This is a genomic window from Pseudomonas sp. G3-19, from assembly GCF_054855875.1.
In genome coordinates this window covers 3,573,530-3,596,032 of record NZ_JBMPIQ010000003.1, presented here as the reverse complement: position 1 = coordinate 3,596,032, position 22,503 = coordinate 3,573,530, and the positions used below count along the sequence as shown (strand labels likewise).

Sequence of the window (22,503 nt, the reverse complement as noted above, 5' to 3'; positions counted from 1 at the left end):
CCGGGGCCTGCGCGTGACAAAAAAATTATTCGGCGGTGCCTTGCGCGGTTTCCGACGGATAAGTCGCACGCCACAGCTCGAAGCCGCCGTCCATGCTGTAGACGTCGGAGAAGCCCTGGCTGATCAGGTAGGCGGCCGCGCCCTGGCTGGAATTGCCGTGGTAGCAGACGACAACGGTCGGTGCATCGAGGTCGGCGCCTTGAATGAAGGCGTGCAGCGAGTGGTTGTCCAGATGCTTCGAACCGCTGATATGCAGGGCGGCAAAAGTTGCAGGATCACGGACATCGACCACGACTGCGCCTTGCTCACGCAGGGCATGGGCCTGTTCCGGGGGGATTCGTTTGAATTCGCTCATGGCGGGTTCCTGTAGCTCGGCAGAGTGCGCAGTCTAACGCGGTGCGCTGACTGGTGGAGTTTCGGGGATAAGTGGTGCGACTGATGGCGCAAGCCCGCCGTGTTCATCGCATTTGCATGACACGCGCTCGCCGCTGTCGACGTTCATCAGGGTCAGGCTGCCGCCCCAGACACAACCGGTGTCCAGTGCCGAGATGCCCGGTTCACGGACATCGCCTTCCAGCGCGGCCCAGTGGCCGAAAATGATGCGCAGACCGCGGGTCTTGCGCTCTTTGTGCTGGAACCATGGCTTATAGCCGGGCGGGGCAGTGTCGAGACCTTCCTTGCTCTTGAGGTCGAGCTTGCCCTCGGCAGTGCAGAAGCGCATGCGGGTGAAATAGTTGGTGATGACGCGCAGGCGGGTCACGCCCGTGAGCTCGCTGTCCCACTTCGCCGGCTCATTGCCGTACATGCCATCGAGATACAGCGGAAACAGGTTGTCGTCACGCAGTGCCGCTTCGGCCTCGGCCGCGTACTTCAGGGCCTTGCGCAAGGACCACTGCGGTGGGATGCCTGCGTGCACCATGGCTACTTCGCGTTGTTCGTCGTAGTGCATGAGTTTCTGCTGGCGCAGCCACTCGAGCAGATCGGCTGCGTCGGGGGCTTCAATGATCTCGCGCAGGGTATCGGACTTCTTCAGGCGCTCAATGTTGTTGGCCGCAGCGAGCAGGTGCAGGTCATGGTTACCCAGTACGCAAACCAGCGAATCGCGCATGCCGTAGAGAAAACGCAGGGTCTCCAGCGATTGCGGGCCGCGGTTGACCAGGTCGCCGACCAGCCACAGCCGATCGAGCTTCGGGTCGAAAGCCACTTGCTTGAGCAGACATTTGAGCGGTTCGAGGCAGCCTTGCAGGTCGCCGACGGCGTACGTCGTCATCAGTGCAGGGCTCCGGGGACGGCGAGGCGGAAAGGTTTGATGATCGCGTCGAAATGCTTGCCGTCATCGGCGACCATTTCGTAAGTGCCCTCCATGGTGCCGACCTTGGTGGTCATCACCGTGCCGCTGCTGTAGGTGTGGCTTTTGCCAGCCTCGATCAGCGGTTGCTGGCCGACGACGCCAGCGCCGCGAACCTCTTCGACATGCCCGTCACCGTCGGTAATCACCCAATGTCGTGACATCAGCTGGGCAGGGCGCTCGCCATTGTTCTGCACGGTGATGGTGTAGGCGAAGGCGAAGCGGTTGTGCTCGGGTTGCGATTGTTCTGCCAGGTAGCGGGTAACGACACTGACGTCGACCTGATAACGAGAATCGGACATGCAAAAGGGCCTTAAGCAAAGCGGAACGCGAGGCGTAGCTGATGGGGAATCAGTCTAGGCAAGTATCGGGCAGTAAACCAGAGTGGCGGCCTGCCCGATAGCGTTCATCGCCGGTCAGTCGGCGGTGGAGGCGGGGGCTTGCTCGCTAAGCTTGTCGGCCAGGCGCACGAATGCGGCCAGGTCCAGTTGCTCGGGGCGCAAGCTGCCATCGACGCCGGCGGCTTCGATCTCGGCGGCGGTCATCAATTGCTTTAGGGTGTTGCGCAGGGTCTTGCGACGCTGGTTGAAGGCTTCGCGAACGACGCGCTCGAGCAGGCGATGATCCTTGGCCGGGTGCGGCAGTACCGCGTGCGGCACCAGACGGACGATGGCCGAGTCGACCTTCGGCGGCGGGTTGAACGCGCCCGGGCCGACGTTGAACAGGTGTTCCACACGGCAATGGTACTGAACCATAATCGACAGGCGACCCCAGTCGCCGCCACCCGGGCCAGCCGCCAGACGCTCGACCACTTCCTTCTGCAGCATGAAGTGCATGTCGCGAATGATGCCGGCGTTGTTCAGCAGGTGGAAAATCAGCGGCGTTGAGATGTTGTACGGCAGGTTGCCGACCACGCGCAGGCTGTTCGGCGCAGCGTTGAGGGTGTTGAAGTCGAACTTCAGCGCATCGCCCTGATGCAGGTTGAAGTTGCTCTTGCCGGCAAACTGCTGGTTGAGGATCGGGATCAGGTCCTTGTCCAGTTCCACCACGTCGAGCTGCGCACCGGAGTTGAGCAGGCCAGCGGTCAGCGCGCCCTGGCCCGGGCCGATTTCCAGCATGCGGTCGCCGGATTTGGCACTGATGGAGCGCAGGATGCGGTCGATGACGCCGGCGTCGTGCAAGAAGTTCTGGCCAAAGCGTTTGCGCGCCTTGTGTTGGTATTGCTCGGTCATAAACGGGTCTCGGCCATCTGGTAGGCGGTTTCCAGGGCGACCTGCAGGCTGCCGGTGTCGATCTTGCCGCTGCCGGCCAGATCCAGGGCGGTGCCGTGATCGACCGAGGTGCGGATGATCGGCAGGCCAAGGGTAATGTTGACTGCGGCGCCGAAGCCTTTGTACTTCAGCACGGGCAGGCCCTGGTCGTGGTACATCGCCAGCACTGCGTCGCAGTGCTCCAGATATTTGGGGGTAAACAGAGTGTCGGCAGGCAGCGGGCCACGGAGGTCCATGCCCTCGCCGCGCAGGCGCTCTAAGGTAGGTTCGATGATGTCGATTTCTTCATGGCCCAGGTGTCCGCCTTCACCGGCGTGCGGGTTGAGCCCACAGACCAGGATGCGTGGCCGGGCGATGCCGAATTTGTCTTGCAGGTCGGCGTGCAGAATCCGCGTGACCCGCTCCAGCCGTTCCGGCGTGATCGCATCGGCGATCTCGCGCAACGGCAGGTGGGTGGTGACCAGTGCCACGCGCAAGCCGCGGGTGGCGAGCATCATGACCACTTGTGCGGTATGAGTCAGGTCAGCGAGAAATTCTGTGTGCCCGGAGAACGGGATGCCGGATTCATTGATCGCGCCTTTATGTACAGGGGCGGTGATCATCCCGGCGAAGTCGCCGTTCAGGCAGCCGTTGCCGGCGCGGGTCAGGGTTTCCAGAACGAAGGCAGCGTTGGCCTTGTCCAGTTGCCCGGCAACCACGGGAGCGCTCAGCGGAGTGTCCCAGACGTACAGGCTACCGGCGGGTGCCGGCATATCCGGCCATTGGCCGGGTGCCACCTCCCGCAAAGAGACGGCCAGCCCCAGCTGCGCGGCCCGCTCGGTGAGCAGGTCGCGGCTGGTGATGGCAATCAGGGGGTGTGGCTGGGCTTGCGAGGCGAGCAGCAGGCACAGGTCGGGACCGATGCCGGCTGGTTCGCCGGGTGTCAGCGCGAAACGCTTGGGTTTCACTGCGCTGCCTGGTCTGCACCAGGGAGTTTGATTTCTACGTAGGCTTCTTCACGAATCTGACGCAGCCAGTTTTGCAGCTCTTCATCGTATTTTTTGTTACGCAGAACGGTCATCGCTTGTTGCTCGCGAGCCTGCTCGGTGCTGTCGGTGGCGCGGCGGCCAAGGACTTCCAGTACGTGCCAGCCGTACTGGGTCTGGAACGGCTTGGACAGCTGACCTTGCGGGGTCTTGGCCATCACTTCGCGGAATTCCGGTACCAGTGCGTTCGGGTCGATCCAGTTCAGGTCGCCACCGTTGAGCGCCGAACCCGGGTCTTCGGAGTAGTTCTTCGCCAGTTCAGCGAAGTCTTCGCCAGCCAGGATGCGCTCGTACAGCGATTGCACCAGGGCTTTGGTCTTGGCTTCGTCACGGATCGGGCTTGGCTTGACCAGGATGTGGCGCACATGCACCTCATCACGCATCTGCGCTTCGCCACCACGTTTGGCCAGCAACTTGAGGATGATGAAACCACCTGGGGTACGTGCAGGCTGAGTGATGTCGCCAACGGCCATGCTGCTCAGCTCACGATCGAACGGCGGTGGCAGTTGCGCAGCTTTACGCCAGCCCATGTCGCCGCCTTCCAGAGCGTTGTCGCTGCCGGATTTGGCAACGGCCATCTGACCGAAGTCAGCGCCTTGCTTGAGCTTCTGGTAAACGTCCATCGCCTGACGGTAAGCGCTCTGAATCGCATCAGAGTTGGCGCTTTCCGGTGTAGGAATCAGGATGTTGGCCAGGTGCAGTTCTTCGGACAGCTGCATCTTGCCCAGGTCGGAGGCGAGGAAGTTCTTCACTTCCTGCTCGGAGACCTGGATGCGCTCTGCCACGCGACGCTGACGCACACGGCTGATGATCATCTCGCGCTTGATCTGGTCACGGGCGTCGTCATAGGACAAGCCGTCGTGAGCCAGGGCAGCGCGGAATTGATCCACAGTCATGTTGTTGCGCTGGGCGATAGTGCCGACCGCCTGGTTCAGCTCTTCATCGGTAATGCGGATGCCGGAACGCTCGCCGATCTGCAGTTGCAGGTTTTCGACGATCAGGCGCTCGAGCACCTGCTGATCCAGCACGCCTGGAGGCGGCATGCCGCCGCCACGCTTGGCGATGGTCTGCTGAACTTCGTGGACGCGCTGGTCCAGTTGGCTCTGCATGACCACGTCGTTATCAACGATCGCGACCACTTTATCGATGGACTGTACTGCGGCGTTGGCCGCAGTACCCAGGAACAGCGCGCCCAGCAGCAGCGGGCGCAGAGAATCAGAAAGCTTGGTCTTCACGTTGACGATAACCTTGGATGCCTTTGTCGAGGAAGCTCTCTACCTTGGCGCCAGTCAGGCCGCCGAGTCCCTTCAGAACAATTTGGAGGAAGACGCCGTGGTCGCCTTTTTCGTTTTGCGGAGCTTCCTGACTGAATTCGTCGTAGGAAACCCAGTAACGGTTGATCAGGCGCAGTTTCCAGCAGCAGTTGTCGTATTCGAAACCACCGAAGGCTTCCAGCGTACGGTTGCGGTTGTAGTCGTACTGCCAGCGGCTGATCGCGCTCCACTGCGGAACGATTGGCCAGATGACCGAGAAGTCATGCTGCTGGATCTTGTAGTAGTCCTTCACGTAGCCAGGCTGGCCCGGGGTGCCATAGTCACCGCCACCAACGGCCCACTTACCGGTGTTCTGGTCGTAACGGATCTGGTCGTTGCGATAGCGATAACCGACGTTGACCACCTTGTTCGGGTTGTCTTCAGGCTGGTAATGGAACATCGCGCTGCCGGAACGCGGGCTGCGACTGTCCGGATCCCAGTTGTAGTCGGCAGTGGTGCGCCAGTCACGGTTCCAGCGATATTCGTATTCCAGAGCGTACGGTGATACGTCGGATTGGGCGTCTTTACGATCGTTGAACGCGATGCCTGGCAGTTGGACTTCACGATCCTTGAAGTAGTAAGCCTGGCCGACGCTGATGCGCTGACGCTCGAAACCATTGTCTTCGATCCAGCGACTGGTCACGCCCAGCGACAGCTTGTTCTCGTCGCCGACACGGTCGGAGCCGGAGAAGCGGTTGTCGCGGAACAGCGATGCGTAGTTGAAGGTGTATTCACTGGTATCGAATACCGGAATGTCTTCCTGATCGACCTTGGGTACATACAGGTAGAACAGACGCGGCTCCAGGGTCTGGCGATAGTTCTTGCCGAAGTACGACGTGTTGCGGTCGAAGTACAGGCCGCTGTCGACGCTGGCGATTGGTACGCCACGGTTCTGGTTGCTGTCGAACTTGCCATTGAGCTTCTGGTTTTCCGGAGACATTGCAGCAATCTGCGATTTGCCAGTGCCATCCAGATCCAGTTGGTACTGGGTGTACTGGTACTTGAGCGACGGCTTCAGGAAGCCGTAGGTCCAGTTCATCGGGAGGCTGACGCCAGGCTTCAGGTTCAGACGGTCGCCGTTGGCGCGCGCCAAGCCTTGTACGTTGGTGTCCAGGCGTGGCGTAACGGTGCCATCTTCATCGGTGAAGTTGCCGTTTTTCAGATCACGATCAAACCGCACAATCTCGGTCTCGTAATCGAAGTTCAAACCTTCCGGGTGATACGGCAGCTGACCATTGAAGGTGATCTGCGGCAGACGACCATAAGGCGTGATGTTCGAAACGGTCGCGAGTTGGTACTGCTGAGCGTTCAACGTGGCGGTATACGAGTCGCCACGATAGGAAACCAGACCTTGCTGGTTCACGAAGTCAGCACTTTTCACGCCGATCTGATCAGTGGTCAGATCCTGGAAGTAATACGGATCGCTGATCTTGGTGTAGTCGACCTGAGTCATCACACGGGAGTCGAGACCGCCCTTGTGCTGCCAGTTGTACATGTAGCGATTTTTTTCGTAATCGGACTGCTTGCTGCGATCGGTATCTTCGTCGTTCAGATACGCCGCACCAAACTGGCCTTCGCTGGACTTGGTCAGGTAACGGAACTCGCCTTCGACCAGCATGCCGCGCTTGCTCATGTAACGCGGGTACAACGTGGCATCGTAGTTCGGCGCCAGGTTGAAGTAGTACGGGGTCACCAGCATGAAGCCGGTATCGCTGCCGGTGCCGATGGTCGGCGGCAGGAAGCCCGATTGACGACGATCGTCGATCGGGAAGTAGATGTACGGCGTGTACAGGATCGGAATGTCCTTGACCCGCAGTGTCACGTTGGTCGCGGTACCGAAGCCGGTGGCAGGGTTCAGGGTGATGTTGTTGCCCTTGAGCTGCCAGGCGTTGCTGTTCGGTTCGCACGTGGTGTACGTGCCGTCCTTCAAGCGGATGATCGCGTTCTCGGCACGCTTGGCGTACAGCGCGTTACCGCGGATGCGCGATTTGTGCATCACGTATTCGGCGTTGTCGACCTTGGCTTCACCGGTGTCGAGCTGCACATCGGCGTGGTCGCCGACGATCAGTGCGCCGTTGTCGCGGATGCGCACGTCGCCGTTGAGTTCGGCGCGGCTCTCGGCCTGATACAGGCTGGCCTCGTCGGACTCGACCTGCATGCTGCCCTGACGCAGGACCACGTCGCCGGCCAGCGTACCCACCTGATCTTCGGTGTTGTAGCGCGAGGCCTTGGCGCCGATAAAGGTCGGTGCGTCACTTTTATTCGTCTTGTCATTCATGCCAGGACGAATCGGTTCGATATAGGAACCAGAGCAGTAAGGACCGGTCTCGGCCAATTGGGCGGCGGTGAGCTTCTCGCGCGGAACCCAGTCGAGGTGACTGTAGTCTTCGCTACGGGATTTCAGGCCGCGGCCTTTGGCTTCGGTGACCAGCACAGGCTTGGCGCCGGTGTCGGATGTGGAACCGTTCTGGGTCGGGGCTTCGCCGGCGGCGCTGACAGCGCTGCCGTCATGCACCGGACGCGGCGGCAATGCAGCTGCCGGCGTCTTGGGCGCACACGCCCAGCCACCCGTTGCCGAGACGGCGCAGTCATACTGCTCGGCGGCAACAACGAATTGACTGGCCAGAGGTTGCATAGCCAGCAGACTGCCGGTTACCAACAACGGAAATTTTTTACGAAACGCGGGGGATTTCAATGCCATCTTATTAGTCCGGGCTTCCTGCGTGCCATCTGCCCGCGGTGTGGGCCGCACGCCTCTCGATGGTCTGAAAAAGATGCTGGATAATAAAGCATGACCCGCTTGACGGCTAGCGCCGTCGGAGACCCTTGCAATGCCTGACCAAGATGTACGCTTGCAACACCTGAAAGTTTGGCTCGATGAGCAGTTGGCAATCCTGTTTGCAGATCAGGGCTGGGGCGCCGTGCCCCCGGCCACGTTGACCGCGGCCAGCAGCGACGCGAGTTTCCGCCGGTATTTCCGCTGGGAAGGCGCGGGTCGCAGTTTCGTCGTGATGGACGCGCCACCGCCCCAGGAAAACTGCAAACCGTTCGTGGATATCGCCTTTTTGCTGGCGAAATCCGGAATTAACGTGCCGAAAATTTATGCAGAAGACCTCGAACGCGGATTTCTTTTGCTCAATGACCTGGGCAACAAGACCTATCTGGACGTAATCGACAGCGAAAATGCCGACGCTTTGTTCAGCGATGCCCTGCAGGCGCTGTTGGCTTTTCAGCAATTGCCGATGGTTGCACCGCTGCCGAGTTACGACGTGGCACTGCTGCGCCGCGAGCTGGAACTGTTCCCGGAGTGGTACGTGAAACGCGAACTCGGCATCGAGTTCGACGCGGCACAGCAGCAACAATGGCAAGCCGTCAGCGATCTGCTGATCGACAGCGCCCTGGCCCAGCCGAAAGTGCTGGTGCACCGCGACTACATGCCGCGCAACCTGATGCTCAGCGAGCCGAATCCCGGCGTACTGGACTTTCAGGATGCGGTCTACGGCCCGGTCACCTACGACGTGACCTGCCTGTTCAAGGACGCCTTCCTCAGCTGGCCTGAAGAACGCGTGCGTGGCTGGCTGGAAAGCTACTGGCAGCAAGCCTCGGCGCTGGACATCCCGGTGCAAGCGGATTTCGAAGACTTCCTGCGTGCCAGCGACCTGATGGGCGTACAACGCCACCTGAAAGTCATCGGCATCTTCGCCCGCATCTGCCATCGCGATGGCAAGCCGCGCTACCTGGCCGACGTGCCGCGTTTCTTCGCCTATATAGAAGCGGTGCTTGCGCGTCGTCCTGAACTGGCGGATCTGCAGGCGTTGCTCGCCAGTCTGCGTGGCGGAGCGACTGCATGAAGGCGATGATTCTGGCGGCAGGCAAGGGCGAGCGCATGCGCCCGCTGACCCTGACCACCCCCAAGCCGCTGGTGCGTGCCGGCGGCGTGCCGTTGATCGAATATCACCTGCGCGCGCTGGCGGCGGCTGGTTTCAGCGAGATCGTGATCAACCATGCCTGGCTCGGTCAGCAAATCGAAGATTACCTGGGCGACGGTTCGCAGTTCGGTGTGAGCATCCAGTACTCGCCGGAAGGTGAGCCGCTGGAAACCGGCGGCGGCATTTTCCGCGCCTTGCCGTTGCTCGGTGACGATGCGTTTCTGGTGGTCAACGGTGACATCTGGACCGATTACGACTTCAGCGTGCTGCATCAACCGATCAACGGTCTGGCGCATCTCGTACTGGCGGACAACCCGGCTCATCATCCGACGGGCGATTTCACCCTGACTGACGGCCGGGTACAGGATGGCCAGCAAGGCGCGCAAACCCTGACCTACAGCGGCATCGCCGTGCTCCATCCGCAGTTGTTCGATGGCTGCGCGGACGGCGCATTCAAGCTCGCACCACTGCTGCGCAAAGCCATGGCTGACGGACAGGTCAGCGGTGAGCGTCTGAAAGGTCACTGGGTGGATGTCGGTACGCATGAGCGTCTGGCCGAAGCTGAAGCATTGATAGAAGCGAGTCGTTGATATGTTGTGGCCAGGGACTCTGATTGGAGCCGGAGCGGGTTTTGCGATCGCCAGCATTCCGGGGGCCATGCTTGGGGCATTGTTGGGACAGGCGCTGGATCGGCGCCTGCACCTGCAAAGCTGGGGGCACTTGCGGGAAAAACTCGGCGGACGGCCGATGTTGCGCAACGACGAATTGCTGTTCGTGTTGCTCGGGCGTCTGGCCAAGAGTGACGGGCGAGTGACGGACGGCCATATCCAGCAGGCGCGCAATGAAATGAACGCCCTGGAAATGAGCGAACCGGCACGGCGACGGGCGATTGCTGCGTTCAATCGCGGCAAGGCCGGCGGCGACCGCCTGCGCGGTTATCTGCGCCGCCTGAGTGCTCAGCCGCATGCCGCCGAGGGCGTGTTGCGCGCCTGCTGGCGGATGGTCTGGGCCGACGGTCGTGCGGGCGTCAGTGAGCGTGAATTGTTGGCGCAGTGGGGCAAGTGGCTGGGTTGGACAACCCACCAGATTCAGGCGCTGGCCAATGATTACGAGCCCAATAAACGGCCGATTGTCAGCGCCGCGGTGAGTTATCAGGAAGCGATGCGCCTGCTCGGGGTGTCGGCGACCAGCGAGCCGGCGCAGATCAAGCGCGCCTATCGCCGGCTGCTCAGTCGTCATCACCCGGACAAGATCGCCGGCAGCGGCGCGACGCCGGAGCAGGTGCGTGACGCGACCGAGAAAACCCGCGAGCTGCACAACGCGTTTACCCTGATTCGGGCGCGGCGGGATTTTCGCTGATCGTTAGAAGTTAGTTGTTGATGAGGGCCTCTTCGCGAGCAAGCCCGCTCCCACATTGATCGCACTCCAGCTGAAGGAATGCGATCAGGGTGGGAGCGAGCCTGCTCGCGAATGGGGCGACTCGGTCTATCAGTCAGTCTTCTGCGGATTCAACCAGCCACGCACCCGCCGGAACATTTGTTCCTGCTCAGCCTTTTTATCCGGTAACGCCTTGAGCGCCACTTGGCTGAAGGTCGAAGTCTTCAAGCGCTTGCTGGCCTGCATGCGCTCCAGCGCCGCGTTGCGATCCAGCGCCTTGTCCATGTAGAAAATGTCGGCGGTCGGCAACTTCAGGGTCGGTGTCAGCTCGGCCAATTGTGGCTTGGCCTTGCTCGGCGTTTGCGCATCGACCATCACCAGTTTCTCGACCTGCGAACTCTGCCGCTCGCTGAGAAAGCGCGCTGCCCAGTACGCGCCCGTGCCGTGACCGAGGACCACGACCCGGCGTGCGCTTTGCTGCTCGGCGTAGGCGATCGCCGCATCGATCCGCGCAAAGATCCGCTCGGCATCCGCCTTGGATTGTTCTTCAGTTGTTTCGGCGACCACCTGATCCGCCACTTCCGCTTCACCGCCCGCCGCCTGTTCGATCGGTTGCGCAGTGGTGGAATCCTTGCTGCCACTTTCCGGGGCTTTCGGCGCGGCGGCGGGCGCAATCACCCGCGGTGCAATGACATCGCTTTGCAGATCCGGCAGGGTGATACTCAGGCTGCTCCACTCGACATCGGGCAATTTGCTGCGCAGTGGGCCGATCACTTGCGGCCAGTCAGCGGTTTCGCCGGCGCCGGGGACGATAATCACCGCACCTTTGGGCTCGGCAGTGTTGGCCGGTTTCCACAGGGCGAGGAAAGTGTCGGCGCCGGCCTGCAATTGCTGCTGTTCTTGTGCCGGGACTTTGCGTTCGAGTGCTGCGGCTTCTTCCTGACTACGCTCAAGCAGTGGCTGGCGTTCGGCCGGTTTTTCGGCGGCCGGTTGCTCGGCGGTGGAGGCGGGCGCCGGATCGGCGGCCTCGACGGAAAACGCACAAGGCAGGATCAGCGACAGGCACAATGCTGGCATTGCCAGGCGGTAGACAGAGGGCATCGGTTATTCCAGGCCAGAAAAGTATCCCGGCAGCCTAATGGGTTGGTCAGAATTTGTCAGTGCAAGAGACTTCAATGATGCGTTTTTGCTGCCTGTGGGTTATCGGCTGGTTGTGTTTTCCCTTGATGGGTTGGGCTGCGTCTGCGCCGGCGGCACATGCAGCGCTGTTGACGCCCGGCGAGCAGCAATGGCTGGCGCAACACCGTGAGCTGCGCGTTGGCCTGGTATTACAGGCGCCGTACGCGCAATACGACCGGCGCTTGCAGCGACTGTCCGGGGCCAATGTCGAATTGATGAAGGCGCTGGCCAAGACCCTGAACGTCGAGCTGAGCTGGCGCAATTTTCAGGACCTGGCGCAACTGGAGGAGGCCGCCCGCGAAGGCGAAATCGACATCGCCCCGGGCCTGACCCAGACTCCGGGCGCGCTGCGCCTGTGGCTGTTTTCCGATCCCTACATGCGTGTGCCGCAACTGGTGGTCAGCGACCAGAAGAGCGGCGGCGTGGTCGAGCTGGAAAAGCTCGACAGCCTGTCTCGCGTCGCGGTGCGCATGCCCAGCGTCACCGCCGATTATTTGCGCAGCAATTATCCGCACCTGAATCTGCAAGGCGTGCCGCTGGAGCGTCAGGCGCTGCAACTGTTGTTGACTCAACAAGCGTCCTACGCCGTGATAGATGAAGCGCAACTCGGGCGGTTGTCCGCCGAACCTGAGTTCGCCGGGTTGGTGGTGGTCGGCGATATCGGCTTGCCGCAGCTGTTGCGGGTTGCCACGCGGCGCGACTGGCCGCAATTGGCCGGGATCATCGAAAGCGCCTTGCGAGCGATCCCGGCCAAGGATCTGGAGCGCCTGCACAACCAATGGCTGCAACCCAAGTACCCACGGCTGACGGAATCGCCGGGGTTCTGGCAGAACCTCAGTCTGCTGTTCGCGGTGTTGCTGCTCAGTTGCCTGGCCATCGTGGTCTGGCAACGACGCCAGCAACACAGCCTCGAACAGCGTCTGCTGGCTGCACGTGAAGACATCGCCCTGCGCGCGGCCAGCGAAGAAGCCTTGCGCCTGACCCAGTTTTCCATCGATCAAAGCACCGTCGGCATTCTCTGGGTCAACTGGGATAGCCATGTGCGCTACGCCAACCGCGCTGCGGAACACATGCTCGGTTATCCACAGGGCGCGCTGATCGAACGGCCGCTGATCGACTTCGAACCCGGCCTGCACATGGATCGCTGGCTCAACCTGTGGAAACGCGCGCGGGCCAGTGAAGAAGGGCCGCTGAGCTTTGAAACCAGTTGCGTGCGCGCCGATGGCAGCATCCTGCCGGCGGACGTCTCGCTGAGTTTTCTGCGTTTTCGCGACAGCGAGTATCTGGTGGTTTATCTCACCGACGTCACCGAGCGCCGCCGCGCCCTGGCCGCGTTGCAGGAAAGTGAAGCGCGCCTGCAAGGCATCGCCGCCAACGTTCCGGGGCTGGTGTTCCGCCTGGAGCGGGCGGCGGTGACCGGGCAGATCGATTTCGCCTACATCAGCGAGGGCAGCGAGAGTCTGGTCGGCTATGCGCCGGCCGCCATCGCCCATCGCGACATGGGCTTGCGCAGTCTGGTGCACCCGGACGACAGGGCCAGTTACCACCAGACTCAGGATCAGGCGCTGGACACCGACAGTGACTGGTCGTGGCAGGGTCGCATCCTCACCCGTCAGGGCGAGCAGCGCTGGGCCGAGATCAAGGCAATCACCCGACAGCTGGAGGATGGCGCCTATGTCTGGGACGGCATCGTCTGGGACATCAGCGAAAGCAAACGTATCGAGCTGGAGCTGGCCGCCTCCCGCGAGCAACTGCGCGAATTGTCGGCGCACCTGGAAAGCGTGCGCGAAGAAGAAAAGGCACGCATCGCCCGAGAAGTGCACGATGAGCTGGGGCAGATGCTCACGGTGCTGAAGCTGGAAACATCGATGTGCGAACTGGCCTATGCACAACTCGACCCGGGGCTGCACGAGCGCTTGAACAGCATGAAACGCCTGATCGCCCAGTTGTTCCAGCTGGTGCGTGATGTGGCGACGGCGTTGCGCCCGCCGATTCTCGATGCCGGGATTGCTTCAGCGATCGAGTGGCAGGCGCGGCGCTTCGAGGCGCGGACGCAGATTCCGTGTCTGGTGCAGGTGCCGGACAATCTGCCGGCGCTCAGCGATGCCAAGGCGATTGGCCTGTTCCGCATCCTGCAGGAGGCGCTGACCAACGTCATGCGCCATGCTCAGGCGCATACTGTGGAGCTGACGCTGGCGCTGGAAGGCGACGAGTTGTGCCTGACGGTCAGCGATGATGGCGTAGGCTTTGTCGCTGCGGCGGATCGGCCGACGTCCTTTGGTTTGGTCGGTATGCGCGAGCGGGTGCTGATCATGGGCGGACGCTTGTTGCTTGAGAGTGAGCCGGGGGAGGGCACCAGTCTGAATGTGTGGGTGCCGGTGAATGAGGTTTGAAGGTTGTGGTGTTTGAGCTGACGCTATCGCGAGCAGGCTCGCTCCCACATTGGAATGCACTTCCCTGTGGGAGCGAGCCTGCTCGCGAATGACCTTGGCGCTGAATAAGAATAATGGAGAAGAACGTGATCCGTGTATTGGTAGCCGAAGACCACACCATCGTCCGTGAAGGCATCAAGCAATTGATCGGCCTGGCCAAGGATCTGCAAGTGGTGGGGGAGGCGAGCAATGGCGAGCAGTTGCTCGAAACCCTACGCAGCGTGCCGTGTGAAGTGGTGTTGCTGGACATCTCGATGCCTGGCGTCAATGGGTTGGAGGCGATTCCGCGGATTCGCGCGCTGAACAATCCACCGGCGATTCTGGTGCTGTCGATGCACGACGAGGCGCAAATGGCCGCCCGTGCACTGAAGGTCGGCGCCGCCGGCTATGCGACCAAGGACAGCGATCCGGCATTGCTGCTGACGGCGATTCGCAAGGTGGCGGCCGGCGGGCGCTACATCGACCCGGAACTGGCCGACCGCATGGTCTTCGAAGTCGGCCTGACCGACACGCGTCCGTTGCATTCGCTGCTGTCCGAGCGTGAGTTCTCGGTGTTCGAGCGCCTGGCCCAAGGCGCCAACGTCAACGACATCGCCCAACAACTGGCGCTGAGCAGCAAGACCATCAGCACCCACAAGGCGCGGCTGATGCAGAAGCTCAACATCACCTCGCTGGCCGAGCTGGTCAAATACGCGATGGAGCACAAACTCCTCTGAGAACGCCATATTTCTAATGTGGGAGCGGGCTTGCTCGCGAATGCGGTGGGTCATCCAATCATTCATTGACTGACACACCGCATTCGCGAGCAAGCCCGCTCCCACAGGGAATCTCCATCTGGCCTGCCATTGCGGGCATATCCATTAGCGACAGGCGCTTTTGCTTGTTCTTGCGGCTCGCAGCATGGCGCTCGTCGCTCGCTTGCCAAAACGCGCCATCCTTGTAGGGCAATCCCTACCCCCAACCTTCCATCCGGCTGAGGCGATTCTCTCCTGCGCCCCGATTTGCGTGGCTGGCGCCAGCCACTAGGCTTAATCCACAGCAGTTACCAATAACAAAGGTGTGGGTATGAGCCAGGTCGATTCAAACGCAGGGGCCAGTGACGTGCTGGTCAGCTTTCGTGGAGTGCAGAAGAGCTACGACGGCGAGAACCTGATCGTCAAAGACCTCAACCTGGACATTCGCAAAGGCGAGTTCCTGACCCTGCTCGGGCCGTCCGGCTCGGGCAAGACCACCAGCCTGATGATGCTCGCCGGGTTCGAAACCCCGACCGCCGGTGAAATCCTCCTGGCCGGCCGTGCAATCAACAACGTGCCGCCGCACAAGCGCGACATCGGCATGGTGTTCCAGAACTACGCGCTGTTCCCGCACATGACCGTGGCCGAGAATCTGGCCTTCCCGCTGACCGTACGTGGCCTGAACAAGAGCGACGTCAGCGACAAGGTCAAGAAAGTCCTGAGCATGGTCCAGCTCGACGCGTTCGCTTCGCGCTATCCGGCACAACTCTCCGGCGGTCAGCAGCAGCGAGTAGCGCTGGCGCGGGCGCTGGTGTTCGAACCGCAACTGGTGCTGATGGACGAACCGCTGGGCGCCCTCGACAAGCAACTGCGCGAACACATGCAGATGGAGATCAAGCACCTGCACCAGCGCCTCGGCGTGACCGTGGTCTACGTGACCCACGACCAGGGTGAAGCGCTGACCATGTCCGACCGCGTCGCCGTGTTCCATCAGGGCGAGATCCAGCAGATCGCCCCGCCGCGTACCCTCTACGAAGAACCGAAAAACACTTTCGTCGCCAACTTCATCGGCGAGAACAACCGCCTCAACGGCCGACTGCTCAGCCAGAGCGGCGAGCGTTGCGTGGTCGAGTTGGGCCGGGGCGAGAAGGTCGAGGCGCTGGCGGTCAACGTCGGCCAGACCGGCGAACCCGTGACTCTGTCGATTCGCCCGGAGCGCGTGAGCCTCAACGGTTCGAGCGACCAATGCGTCAACCGCTTCTCAGGGAGGGTGGCGGAATTCATCTATCTGGGCGACCACGTCCGGGTGCGCCTGGAAGTCTGCGGCAAGACCGACTTCTTCGTGAAACAGCCGATTGCCGAGCTCGATCCAGCGCTCGCGGTCGGCGACGTGGTACCGCTTGGCTGGCAGGTCGAGCACGTTCGCGCACTCGATCCTCTTCTAGAGGCGCACTAAGCGCCCCGGCAATACCAACACCAACCCTGCACGTGGAGAGAACAATAAATGTTGAGATCCCTGAAGTTCACCGCCCTGACCCTGGGCCTGATGGGTGCGGCCAGCGCTATGGCCGCCGGTCCCGATCTGACTGTGGTGTCGTTTGGCGGGGCGAACAAGGCGGCGCAAGTCAAAGCCTTCTACGCACCGTGGGAAGCGGCGGGCAACGGCAAGATCGTTGCCGGCGAGTACAACGGCGAAATGGCCAAGGTCAAAGCCATGGTCGACACCAAGAGCGTGTCGTGGGATCTGGTGGAAGTTGAATCGCCAGAGCTGTCCCGTGGTTGCGATGAAGACATGTTCGAACAGCTCGACCCGGCGCTGTTCGGCAAGACTGAAGACTACGTCAAAGGCGCGATTCAGCCATGCGGCGTGGGCTTCTTCGTCTGGTCGACCGTGCTCGCGTACAACGCCGACAAGCTGAAAACCGCGCCAACCAGTTGGGCCGATTTCTGGGACACCAAGAAATTCCCGGGCAAGCGTGGCCTGCGCAAAGGCGCCAAGTACACCCTGGAATTCGCGCTGATGGCCGACGGTGTTGCACCGAAGGACGTTTATAAAGAGCTGGCGAGCAAGGGAGGGCAGGATCGCGCGTTCAAGAAACTCGATGAACTCAAGCCAAGCATTCAGTGGTGGGAGGCCGGTGCACAACCGCCGCAATACCTTGCTTCCGGTGACGTGGTCATGAGCTCGGCCTACAACGGTCGCATCGCCGCCGTGCAGAAAGAATCCAACCTGAAAGTGGTGTGGAATGGCGGCATCTACGACTTCGATGCGTGGGCCATCCCGAAAGGTCTGGACGCCAAGCGCGCCGAAGCGGCGAAGAAATTCATCGCCTACTCGGTTCAGCCGCAGCAACAGAAGACCTACTCGGAAAACATCGCCTACGGCCCGGCCAACACCCAAGCCGTACCGCTGCTGAGCAAGGACGTGCTGAAAGACATGCCGACCACCCCGGAAAACATCGCCAACCAGGTGCAGATCGACGTCAGCTTCTGGGCTGATAACGGCGAGCAACTGGAGCAGCGCTTCAATTCCTGGGCTGCGAAATAACCACAGTCTGAAGGAAGACTTTGTGGCGAAGGAGCTTGTGTGGTGAGGGGATTTATCCCCGATGGGTTGCGAAGCAGCCCCAGAAGCCATACCCGCTCGGTGTGTCAGATAAACCGGATTCTCAGGTTTTACGACTGCTGCGCAGCCGATCGGGGATAAATCCCCTCGCCACAAAAACTCCTCTGAGACCTGTGGTGTTTCAACACAACAGAGGTGGTTCGCCACCTCTGTAACGATCAAAGATTTGCGGAGTACGTCATGGCCATCGCCGTTCCCCTGAACGAGGGCGCCAGCCCCACCTTGAAGCAGAAGCTCAAGCGCGCCGAGCGGGTCAACCGCTGGAAGGCTCAGGCGTTGATTGCGCCGCTGGTGCTGTTTCTGTTGCTGGTGTTTCTGGTGCCGATCGTGGCGCTGCTCTACAAAAGCGTCGGCAACCCGGAAGTGGTCGGCGGCATGCCGCGCACCGTGGCGGCCATCGCCAGTTGGGACGGCCGCGGCCTGCCGGCTGAACCGGTGTACAAAGCGGCCGGCGAAGATCTCGCTGAAGCCCGCAAAAACCAGACGCTGGGCGATCTGTCCAAGCGCTTGAACATGGAGTTGGCCGGCTATCGCAGCCTGCTGACCAAAACCGCCCGGGCGCTGCCCTTCGCCAGCGAACCGGCCTCCTATAAAGAAGCCCTCGAAGCGCTCGATGAGCGTTGGGGCGATCCGGCCTACTGGCAAGCGGTCAAACGCAACACCAGCAGCATCACGCCTTACTACCTGCTGGCGGCGGTGGATCACCGTATCGATGATCTCGGCGAACTGGCCCCGGCCACCCCGGATCAGGCGATCTACCTCGACATCTTCGCCCGCACGTTCTGGATGGGCCTGATCATCACCGTGATCTGCCTGTTTCTCGCCTATCCACTGGCTTACCTGCTGGCCAACCTGCCATCGCGGCAGAGCAACCTGTTGATGATTCTGGTGCTGCTGCCGTTCTGGACCTCGATTCTGGTACGGGTCGCGGCGTGGATCGTGTTGCTGCAATCGGGCGGGCTGATCAACAGCGCGCTGATGGCGATGGGCATCATCGATAAGCCGCTGGAGCTGGTGTTCAACCGCACCGGGGTCTACATCTCGATGGTGCACATTCTGCTGCCGTTCATGATTCTGCCGATCTACAGCGTGATGAAAGGCATCTCGCCGACCTACATGCGCGCCGCCATCTCGCTGGGCTGTCACCCGTTCGCCAGTTTCTGGCGGGTGTACTTCCCGCAGACCTATGCCGGCGTCGGCGCCGGTTGCCTGTTGGTGTTCATCCTCGCCATCGGCTACTACATCACCCCGGCGCTGCTCGGCAGCCCGAACGATCAGATGGTCAGCTACTTCGTCGCGTTCTACACCAACACCAGCATCAACTGGGGCATGGCCACTGCACTGGGCGGCCTGTTGCTGCTGGCGACCGTGGTGCTTTATCTGATCTACAGCTGGCTGGTGGGCGCCAGTCGCCTGCGCCTGAGCTAAGGGGAATTTGAAATGCTGAGTCCTTACATGTCGCCCATCGAACGGGTGTGGTTCTACAGCTTGCGGATCCTCTGCGGCCTGATCCTGCTGTTCCTGATTCTGCCGGTGCTGGTCATCGTGCCGCTGTCGTTCAACTCGGGCAGTTTCCTGGTGTATCCGCTACAGGGCTTTTCCCTGCACTGGTATCAGGACTTCTTCGCCTCGGCGGAATGGATGCGTTCGCTGAAGAACAGCATCATCGTCGCCCCCGCGGCGACCGTGCTGGCGATGGTCTTCGGAACCCTGGCCGCGATCGGCCTGACCCGTGGCGACTTCCCCGGCAAGGCGTTGGTGATGGCGCTGGTGATTTCGCCGATGGTGGTGCCGGTGGTGATCATTGGTGTGGCGAGTTATCTGTTCTTCGCACCGCTGGGACTGGGCAATAGCTTCTTCTCGCTGATCGTGGTGCACGCGGTGCTCGGTGTGCCGTTCGTGATCATCACCGTGTCGGCGACGTTGCAGGGGTTCAACCACAATCTGGTGCGGGCGGCGGCCAGCCTTGGCGCTTCGCCATTGACCACGTTCCGTCGGGTGACTCTGCCGTTAATTGCGCCGGGGGTGATTTCCGGGGCGCTGTTTGCCTTTGCCACTTCGTTCGATGAAGTAGTGGTGACGCTGTTCCTCGCCGGCCCCGAGCAAGCGACCTTGCCACGGCAGATGTTCAGCGGCATTCGCGAGAACCTCAGCCCAACGATTGCTGCGGCAGCAACCTTGCTGATCGCGTTCTCCGTCATCCTGTTGTTAACCCTCGAATGGCTGCGTGGCCGTAGCGAGAAACTGCGTACCGCGCAGGTCTGACGCCCAGATCAAAAGCCACCCCCTCACCCCAGCCCTCTCCCCCAAGGGGGCGAGGGGGAAAGGGAGCAGATCTTCATGCTGTTCAGAATCTGAGTTCGACTCGGTATTGCACGTCGATGGACTTCGAGAGTGCAGCTCGGTCAGTCCCCTCTCCCTCCGGGAGAGGGTTAGGGTGAGGGGCTTTTGCTCTTGATTATTCACCAACTGAATACCAGACAACCCCAAACCCTCAACTACGCTTGTGCTCAGCTCCCACATCTATAAGAGGCTGCGCACGATGAGTCTGTCCCAGTTCAAAATCGCTCACAAACTGATTACCGGCGCCGGGGCCATCGAGCAACTGGCCGCCGAACTCACCCGCCTCGATATCGACAACCCGCTGATCGTCACCGACGCCGCGCTGGTCAAGTCCGGCACCGTGGAGCTGGCGCTGTGCCAATTGGGCGGGCGCGAGTACGAGATTTTTGATCGGGTGCTGCCGGACCCGGAAATCGCCATCGTCGAAGATTGCATGCGCGTGTATCGCGAGGGCGGGCATGACGGCTTGATCGGTCTCGGCGGCGGCAGTGCCATCGATATCGCCAAGAGTGTCGCCGCGTATGCCGGATACCACGGCGCGCTGGAAGATCTGTTCGGTGTCGATCAGGTGCCGCGCAAAGGTCCGCCGCTGATCGCCATCCCGACCACCGCCGGCACCGGTTCGGAAGTGACCAACGTCGCCATTCTCTCGGACAAGGTCGCGCAACTGAAGAAAGGCATCGTCAGCGACTACCTGTTGCCGGACGTGGCGTTGGTCAGTCCGCAAATGACCCTGACTTGCCCGCGCAGCGTCACCGCCGCCAGTGGTGTTGATGCGCTGGTGCATGCCATCGAATCCTATCTGTCGGTCAACGCTTCGCCGATCACCGATTCGCTGGCGCTCGGCGCAATCAGGTTGATTGCCAGGTCGCTGCCCAAGGCCTATGCCAATGGCGCCAATTTGCAGGCCCGTGAGGACATGGCCACCGCCAGCCTGATGGCCGGGATGGCGTTCGGCAATGCCGGGGTCGGCGCGGTGCATGCGTTGGCCTATCCGTTGGGCGGGCGCTTCAACATCGCCCATGGCGTCAGTAACGCCTTGTTGCTGCCGTACGTCATGACCTGGAACAAGATGGCCTGCGTCGAGCGCATGCAGGATATCGCCGAAGCCATGGGGGTGAAGACCGCTCATCTGAGCGCCACCGAGGCGGCGGACAAAGCCGTGCAGGCAATGACCGAACTGTGCGCGGCGGTGGAAATTCCGGCCGGGCTGCGCAGTTTTGGTGTGCCCGAGGAGGCGATCCCGGCCATGGCCATGGAGGCCGCGGGAATCGAGCGTTTGATGCGCAACAACCCGCGCAAGCTCAGCGCTGCGGATATCGAGAAGATCTACCGAGCGGCGTACTGATCATCGCGGTCACGGTGCGCGCACGGAAACTTGAGGTATACAATGCGCGCCATCGTGATTTAGCTCAGAAAAGGTGCGTCATGCAGCCCTTCGTAATTGCTCCGTCGATTCTCTCCGCCGACTTCGCCCGCCTCGGCGAGGAAGTGGACAACGTTCTGGCCGCCGGTGCCGACTTCGTCCACTTCGATGTCATGGACAACCACTACGTGCCGAACCTGACCATTGGCCCGATGGTTTGCGCGGCCCTGCGCAAGTACGGCATCACTGCGCCGATCGACGCACACCTGATGGTCAGCCCGGTGGATCGCATTGTCGGCGACTTCATTGAGGCCGGCGCCACTTACATCACCTTCCACCCGGAAGCCACGCTGCACGTCGATCGTTCGCTGCAACTGATCCGTGAAGGCGGCTGCAAATCCGGTCTGGTGTTCAACCCGGCGACCCCGCTGGACGTGCTCAAGTACGTGATCGACAAGGTCGACATGGTCTTGCTGATGAGCGTCAACCCGGGCTTCGGCGGGCAGAAGTTCATTCCTGGCACCCTCGACAAACTGCGCGAAGCGCGGGCGATCATCGATGCCTCGGGCCGTGACATTCGTCTGGAAATCGACGGCGGCGTCAACGTCAACAACATCCGCGAAATCGCGGCCGCTGGCGCCGACACCTTTGTGGCCGGTTCGGCGATCTTCAATGCACCGAACTATCAGGAAGTCATCGACAAGATGCGTTCCGAACTGGCGCTGGCGCGCCCATGAGCGGTTTTGAGCAGCTGTTCCCGGGGCAACTGCCACGGTTGGTGATGTTCGATCTGGATGGCACGTTGATCGACTCGGTTCCCGACCTGGCGGCGGCGGTGGACACCATGCTGCTCTCCCTCGGCCGCAAGCCTGCCGGCATCGAGGCGGTGCGCGAGTGGGTCGGCAATGGCGCACCGGTGCTGGTGCGCCGGGCGCTGGCCGGTGGCATCGATCATTCGGCAGTGGATGACGTCGAGGCCGAGCACGCACTGGAAGTGTTCATGGAGGCCTACGGCGCCAGCCATGAGCTGACCGTGGTCTATCCCGGCGTGCGGGACACTCTCAAATGGCTGCACAAACAGGGCGTGGCCATGGCATTGATCACCAACAAGCCGGAGCGTTTTGTCGCGCCGCTGCTGGATCAGATGAAGATCGGCCGCTACTTCAAGTGGATCATCGGCGGCGACACCCTGCCGCAAAAGAAACCCGACCCGGCGGCACTGTTCTTCGTGATGAAGATGGCCAACATCCCGGCCTCGCAATCGCTGTTCGTCGGCGATTCGCGCAGCGACGTGCTGGCGGCGAAAGCGGCGGGGGTCAAGTGCGTGGCGCTGAGCTACGGCTACAACCACGGTCGACCGATTGCCGAGGAATCCCCGGCACTGGTGATCGACGATCTGCGCAAGCTAATTCCCGGTTGCCTCGGTACAGCCGCTGAGATAACGTTGCCCGACGCTTCTCAATCCCATTCTGGAAACGCCATCGTGGTGGTCACCCGCAAACTCTGGATGAAAGTCATCAAGGCCCTGGCCCGCTGGCGTTGGCGCGCCTGACTGATGCC

20 protein-coding genes are annotated in these 22,503 nt (G+C 61.4%); 12 read left to right on the top strand and 8 right to left on the bottom strand.

Translation table 11 applies throughout. The annotated features are described in order from the left end of the window. Nucleotides 1-25: 25 nt before the first annotated feature. From glpE to ACOYXI_RS16570, 7 genes are all read right to left on the bottom strand, one after another. Nucleotides 26-355, bottom strand: coding sequence for a thiosulfate sulfurtransferase GlpE (gene glpE, locus ACOYXI_RS16600; RefSeq protein ID WP_027610715.1), 330 nt, complete (start codon nucleotides 353-355; stop codon nucleotides 26-28). A 33-nt stretch (nucleotides 356-388) separates the two neighbouring features. Then, nucleotides 389-1,270 (bottom strand): symmetrical bis(5'-nucleosyl)-tetraphosphatase, encoded by an 882-nt coding sequence (locus ACOYXI_RS16595; RefSeq protein ID WP_027610716.1) that lies wholly within the window; start codon nucleotides 1,268-1,270, stop codon nucleotides 389-391. Next, nucleotides 1,270-1,650, bottom strand: coding sequence for a Co2+/Mg2+ efflux protein ApaG (gene apaG / locus ACOYXI_RS16590; protein WP_027610717.1), 381 nt, complete (start codon nucleotides 1,648-1,650; stop codon nucleotides 1,270-1,272). The genes ACOYXI_RS16595 and apaG overlap by 1 nt, the downstream gene beginning before the upstream one ends. A gap of 114 nt (nucleotides 1,651-1,764) precedes the next feature. Further along, nucleotides 1,765-2,580 (bottom strand): 16S rRNA (adenine(1518)-N(6)/adenine(1519)-N(6))-dimethyltransferase RsmA, encoded by an 816-nt coding sequence (gene rsmA, locus ACOYXI_RS16585; RefSeq protein WP_103368683.1) that lies wholly within the window; start codon nucleotides 2,578-2,580, stop codon nucleotides 1,765-1,767. Then, nucleotides 2,577-3,566 (bottom strand): 4-hydroxythreonine-4-phosphate dehydrogenase PdxA, encoded by a 990-nt coding sequence (pdxA, locus tag ACOYXI_RS16580; protein WP_461675062.1) that lies wholly within the window; start codon nucleotides 3,564-3,566, stop codon nucleotides 2,577-2,579. The genes rsmA and pdxA overlap by 4 nt, the downstream gene beginning before the upstream one ends. Next, the gene (locus ACOYXI_RS16575; protein WP_103368681.1) at nucleotides 3,563-4,879 is read right to left on the bottom strand and encodes a peptidylprolyl isomerase; all 1,317 of its coding nucleotides are present in this window, start codon (nucleotides 4,877-4,879) and stop codon (nucleotides 3,563-3,565) included. The genes pdxA and ACOYXI_RS16575 overlap by 4 nt, the downstream gene beginning before the upstream one ends. Continuing rightward, the gene (locus ACOYXI_RS16570) at nucleotides 4,860-7,658 is read right to left on the bottom strand and encodes an LPS-assembly protein LptD (RefSeq protein ID WP_103368680.1); all 2,799 of its coding nucleotides are present in this window, start codon (nucleotides 7,656-7,658) and stop codon (nucleotides 4,860-4,862) included. Before ACOYXI_RS16570 ends, ACOYXI_RS16575 begins: the two co-directional genes overlap by 20 nt. A 130-nt stretch (nucleotides 7,659-7,788) precedes the next feature. Here ACOYXI_RS16570 and ACOYXI_RS16565 point away from each other — a divergent pair, with 130 nt between their 5' ends. From ACOYXI_RS16565 to ACOYXI_RS16555, 3 genes are read left to right on the top strand one after another with little or no spacing between them, the layout of a single operon-like run. Beyond that, entirely contained in the window at nucleotides 7,789-8,808 is a 1,020-nt protein-coding gene (locus tag ACOYXI_RS16565; RefSeq protein WP_097089139.1) for an aminoglycoside phosphotransferase family protein, read from the top strand. Next, on the top strand, nucleotides 8,805-9,476 hold the full coding sequence (gene murU, locus ACOYXI_RS16560; protein ID WP_027610723.1) for an N-acetylmuramate alpha-1-phosphate uridylyltransferase MurU: 672 nt from the start codon (nucleotides 8,805-8,807) through the stop codon (nucleotides 9,474-9,476). The genes ACOYXI_RS16565 and murU overlap by 4 nt, the downstream gene beginning before the upstream one ends. Nucleotide 9,477: 1 nt before the next feature. Then, nucleotides 9,478-10,245 carry a TerB family tellurite resistance protein gene (locus ACOYXI_RS16555; protein ID WP_103368679.1) on the top strand — a complete coding sequence of 256 codons (768 nt, stop codon included), beginning with the start codon at nucleotides 9,478-9,480 and terminating at the stop codon, nucleotides 10,243-10,245. A 129-nt stretch (nucleotides 10,246-10,374) separates the two neighbouring features. Here ACOYXI_RS16555 and ACOYXI_RS16550 read toward each other — a convergent pair whose 3' ends face one another. Further along, on the bottom strand, nucleotides 10,375-11,364 hold the full coding sequence (locus tag ACOYXI_RS16550) for an alpha/beta hydrolase family protein (RefSeq protein ID WP_027610725.1): 990 nt from the start codon (nucleotides 11,362-11,364) through the stop codon (nucleotides 10,375-10,377). A 74-nt stretch (nucleotides 11,365-11,438) separates the two neighbouring features. Here ACOYXI_RS16550 and ACOYXI_RS16545 point away from each other — a divergent pair, with 74 nt between their 5' ends. The 9 genes from ACOYXI_RS16545 to ACOYXI_RS16505 all read left to right on the top strand — a co-directional run bounded on the left by ACOYXI_RS16545 (nucleotide 11,439) and on the right by ACOYXI_RS16505 (nucleotide 22,495). After that, on the top strand, nucleotides 11,439-13,835 hold the full coding sequence (locus ACOYXI_RS16545; protein WP_461675061.1) for a PAS domain-containing sensor histidine kinase: 2,397 nt from the start codon (nucleotides 11,439-11,441) through the stop codon (nucleotides 13,833-13,835). 125 nt (nucleotides 13,836-13,960) lie between these two features. Then, complete coding sequence (locus tag ACOYXI_RS16540) at nucleotides 13,961-14,590, top strand: response regulator (RefSeq protein WP_003228820.1); 630 nt, start codon at nucleotides 13,961-13,963, stop codon at nucleotides 14,588-14,590. Nucleotides 14,591-14,939: 349 nt separating this feature from the next. Then, entirely contained in the window at nucleotides 14,940-16,064 is a 1,125-nt protein-coding gene (locus ACOYXI_RS16535; RefSeq protein WP_007966453.1) for an ABC transporter ATP-binding protein, read from the top strand. A gap of 48 nt (nucleotides 16,065-16,112) precedes the next feature. Next, a complete protein-coding gene (locus tag ACOYXI_RS16530; RefSeq protein WP_027610727.1) occupies nucleotides 16,113-17,156 on the top strand; it encodes an ABC transporter substrate-binding protein in 1,044 nt (347 codons plus the stop codon). Between the two features lie 258 nt (nucleotides 17,157-17,414). Continuing rightward, nucleotides 17,415-18,662 (top strand): ABC transporter permease, encoded by a 1,248-nt coding sequence (locus ACOYXI_RS16525; protein WP_098965898.1) that lies wholly within the window; start codon nucleotides 17,415-17,417, stop codon nucleotides 18,660-18,662. A 12-nt stretch (nucleotides 18,663-18,674) separates the two neighbouring features. Next, a complete protein-coding gene (locus tag ACOYXI_RS16520) occupies nucleotides 18,675-19,499 on the top strand; it encodes an ABC transporter permease (RefSeq protein WP_041070101.1) in 825 nt (274 codons plus the stop codon). Between the two features lie 277 nt (nucleotides 19,500-19,776). Continuing rightward, nucleotides 19,777-20,925 (top strand): iron-containing alcohol dehydrogenase, encoded by a 1,149-nt coding sequence (locus ACOYXI_RS16515; protein ID WP_225136505.1) that lies wholly within the window; start codon nucleotides 19,777-19,779, stop codon nucleotides 20,923-20,925. Nucleotides 20,926-21,005: 80 nt separating this feature from the next. Then, the gene (rpe, locus tag ACOYXI_RS16510) at nucleotides 21,006-21,680 is read left to right on the top strand and encodes a ribulose-phosphate 3-epimerase (RefSeq protein WP_003228808.1); all 675 of its coding nucleotides are present in this window, start codon (nucleotides 21,006-21,008) and stop codon (nucleotides 21,678-21,680) included. Next, the gene (locus ACOYXI_RS16505) at nucleotides 21,677-22,495 is read left to right on the top strand and encodes a phosphoglycolate phosphatase (RefSeq protein WP_047296963.1); all 819 of its coding nucleotides are present in this window, start codon (nucleotides 21,677-21,679) and stop codon (nucleotides 22,493-22,495) included. Before rpe ends, ACOYXI_RS16505 begins: the two co-directional genes overlap by 4 nt. Nucleotides 22,496-22,503 lie beyond the last annotated feature (8 nt).

What these genes read in the sequence shown, in the direction of transcription:
- murU (WP_027610723.1), top strand. Translation starts at nt 8,805, where the DNA reads ATGAAGGCGATGATTCTGGCGGCAGGCAAGGGCGAGCGCATGCGCCCG.
- ACOYXI_RS16520 (WP_041070101.1), top strand. Translation starts at nt 18,675, where the DNA reads ATGCTGAGTCCTTACATGTCGCCCATCGAACGGGTGTGGTTCTACAGC.
- ACOYXI_RS16555 (WP_103368679.1), top strand. Translation starts at nt 9,478, where the DNA reads ATGTTGTGGCCAGGGACTCTGATTGGAGCCGGAGCGGGTTTTGCGATC.
- ACOYXI_RS16570 (WP_103368680.1), bottom strand. Translation starts at nt 7,658, where the DNA reads ATGGCATTGAAATCCCCCGCGTTTCGTAAAAAATTTCCGTTGTTGGTA.
- ACOYXI_RS16530 (WP_027610727.1), top strand. Translation starts at nt 16,113, where the DNA reads ATGTTGAGATCCCTGAAGTTCACCGCCCTGACCCTGGGCCTGATGGGT.
- rpe (WP_003228808.1), top strand. Translation starts at nt 21,006, where the DNA reads ATGCAGCCCTTCGTAATTGCTCCGTCGATTCTCTCCGCCGACTTCGCC.
- glpE (WP_027610715.1), bottom strand. Translation starts at nt 355, where the DNA reads ATGAGCGAATTCAAACGAATCCCCCCGGAACAGGCCCATGCCCTGCGT.
- ACOYXI_RS16545 (WP_461675061.1), top strand. Translation starts at nt 11,439, where the DNA reads ATGATGCGTTTTTGCTGCCTGTGGGTTATCGGCTGGTTGTGTTTTCCC.
- ACOYXI_RS16565 (WP_097089139.1), top strand. Translation starts at nt 7,789, where the DNA reads ATGCCTGACCAAGATGTACGCTTGCAACACCTGAAAGTTTGGCTCGAT.
- apaG (WP_027610717.1), bottom strand. Translation starts at nt 1,650, where the DNA reads ATGTCCGATTCTCGTTATCAGGTCGACGTCAGTGTCGTTACCCGCTAC.
- rsmA (WP_103368683.1), bottom strand. Translation starts at nt 2,580, where the DNA reads ATGACCGAGCAATACCAACACAAGGCGCGCAAACGCTTTGGCCAGAAC.
- ACOYXI_RS16525 (WP_098965898.1), top strand. Translation starts at nt 17,415, where the DNA reads ATGGCCATCGCCGTTCCCCTGAACGAGGGCGCCAGCCCCACCTTGAAG.
- ACOYXI_RS16550 (WP_027610725.1), bottom strand. Translation starts at nt 11,364, where the DNA reads ATGCCCTCTGTCTACCGCCTGGCAATGCCAGCATTGTGCCTGTCGCTG.
- ACOYXI_RS16535 (WP_007966453.1), top strand. Translation starts at nt 14,940, where the DNA reads ATGAGCCAGGTCGATTCAAACGCAGGGGCCAGTGACGTGCTGGTCAGC.
- ACOYXI_RS16595 (WP_027610716.1), bottom strand. Translation starts at nt 1,270, where the DNA reads ATGACGACGTACGCCGTCGGCGACCTGCAAGGCTGCCTCGAACCGCTC.
- ACOYXI_RS16515 (WP_225136505.1), top strand. Translation starts at nt 19,777, where the DNA reads ATGAGTCTGTCCCAGTTCAAAATCGCTCACAAACTGATTACCGGCGCC.
- ACOYXI_RS16505 (WP_047296963.1), top strand. Translation starts at nt 21,677, where the DNA reads ATGAGCGGTTTTGAGCAGCTGTTCCCGGGGCAACTGCCACGGTTGGTG.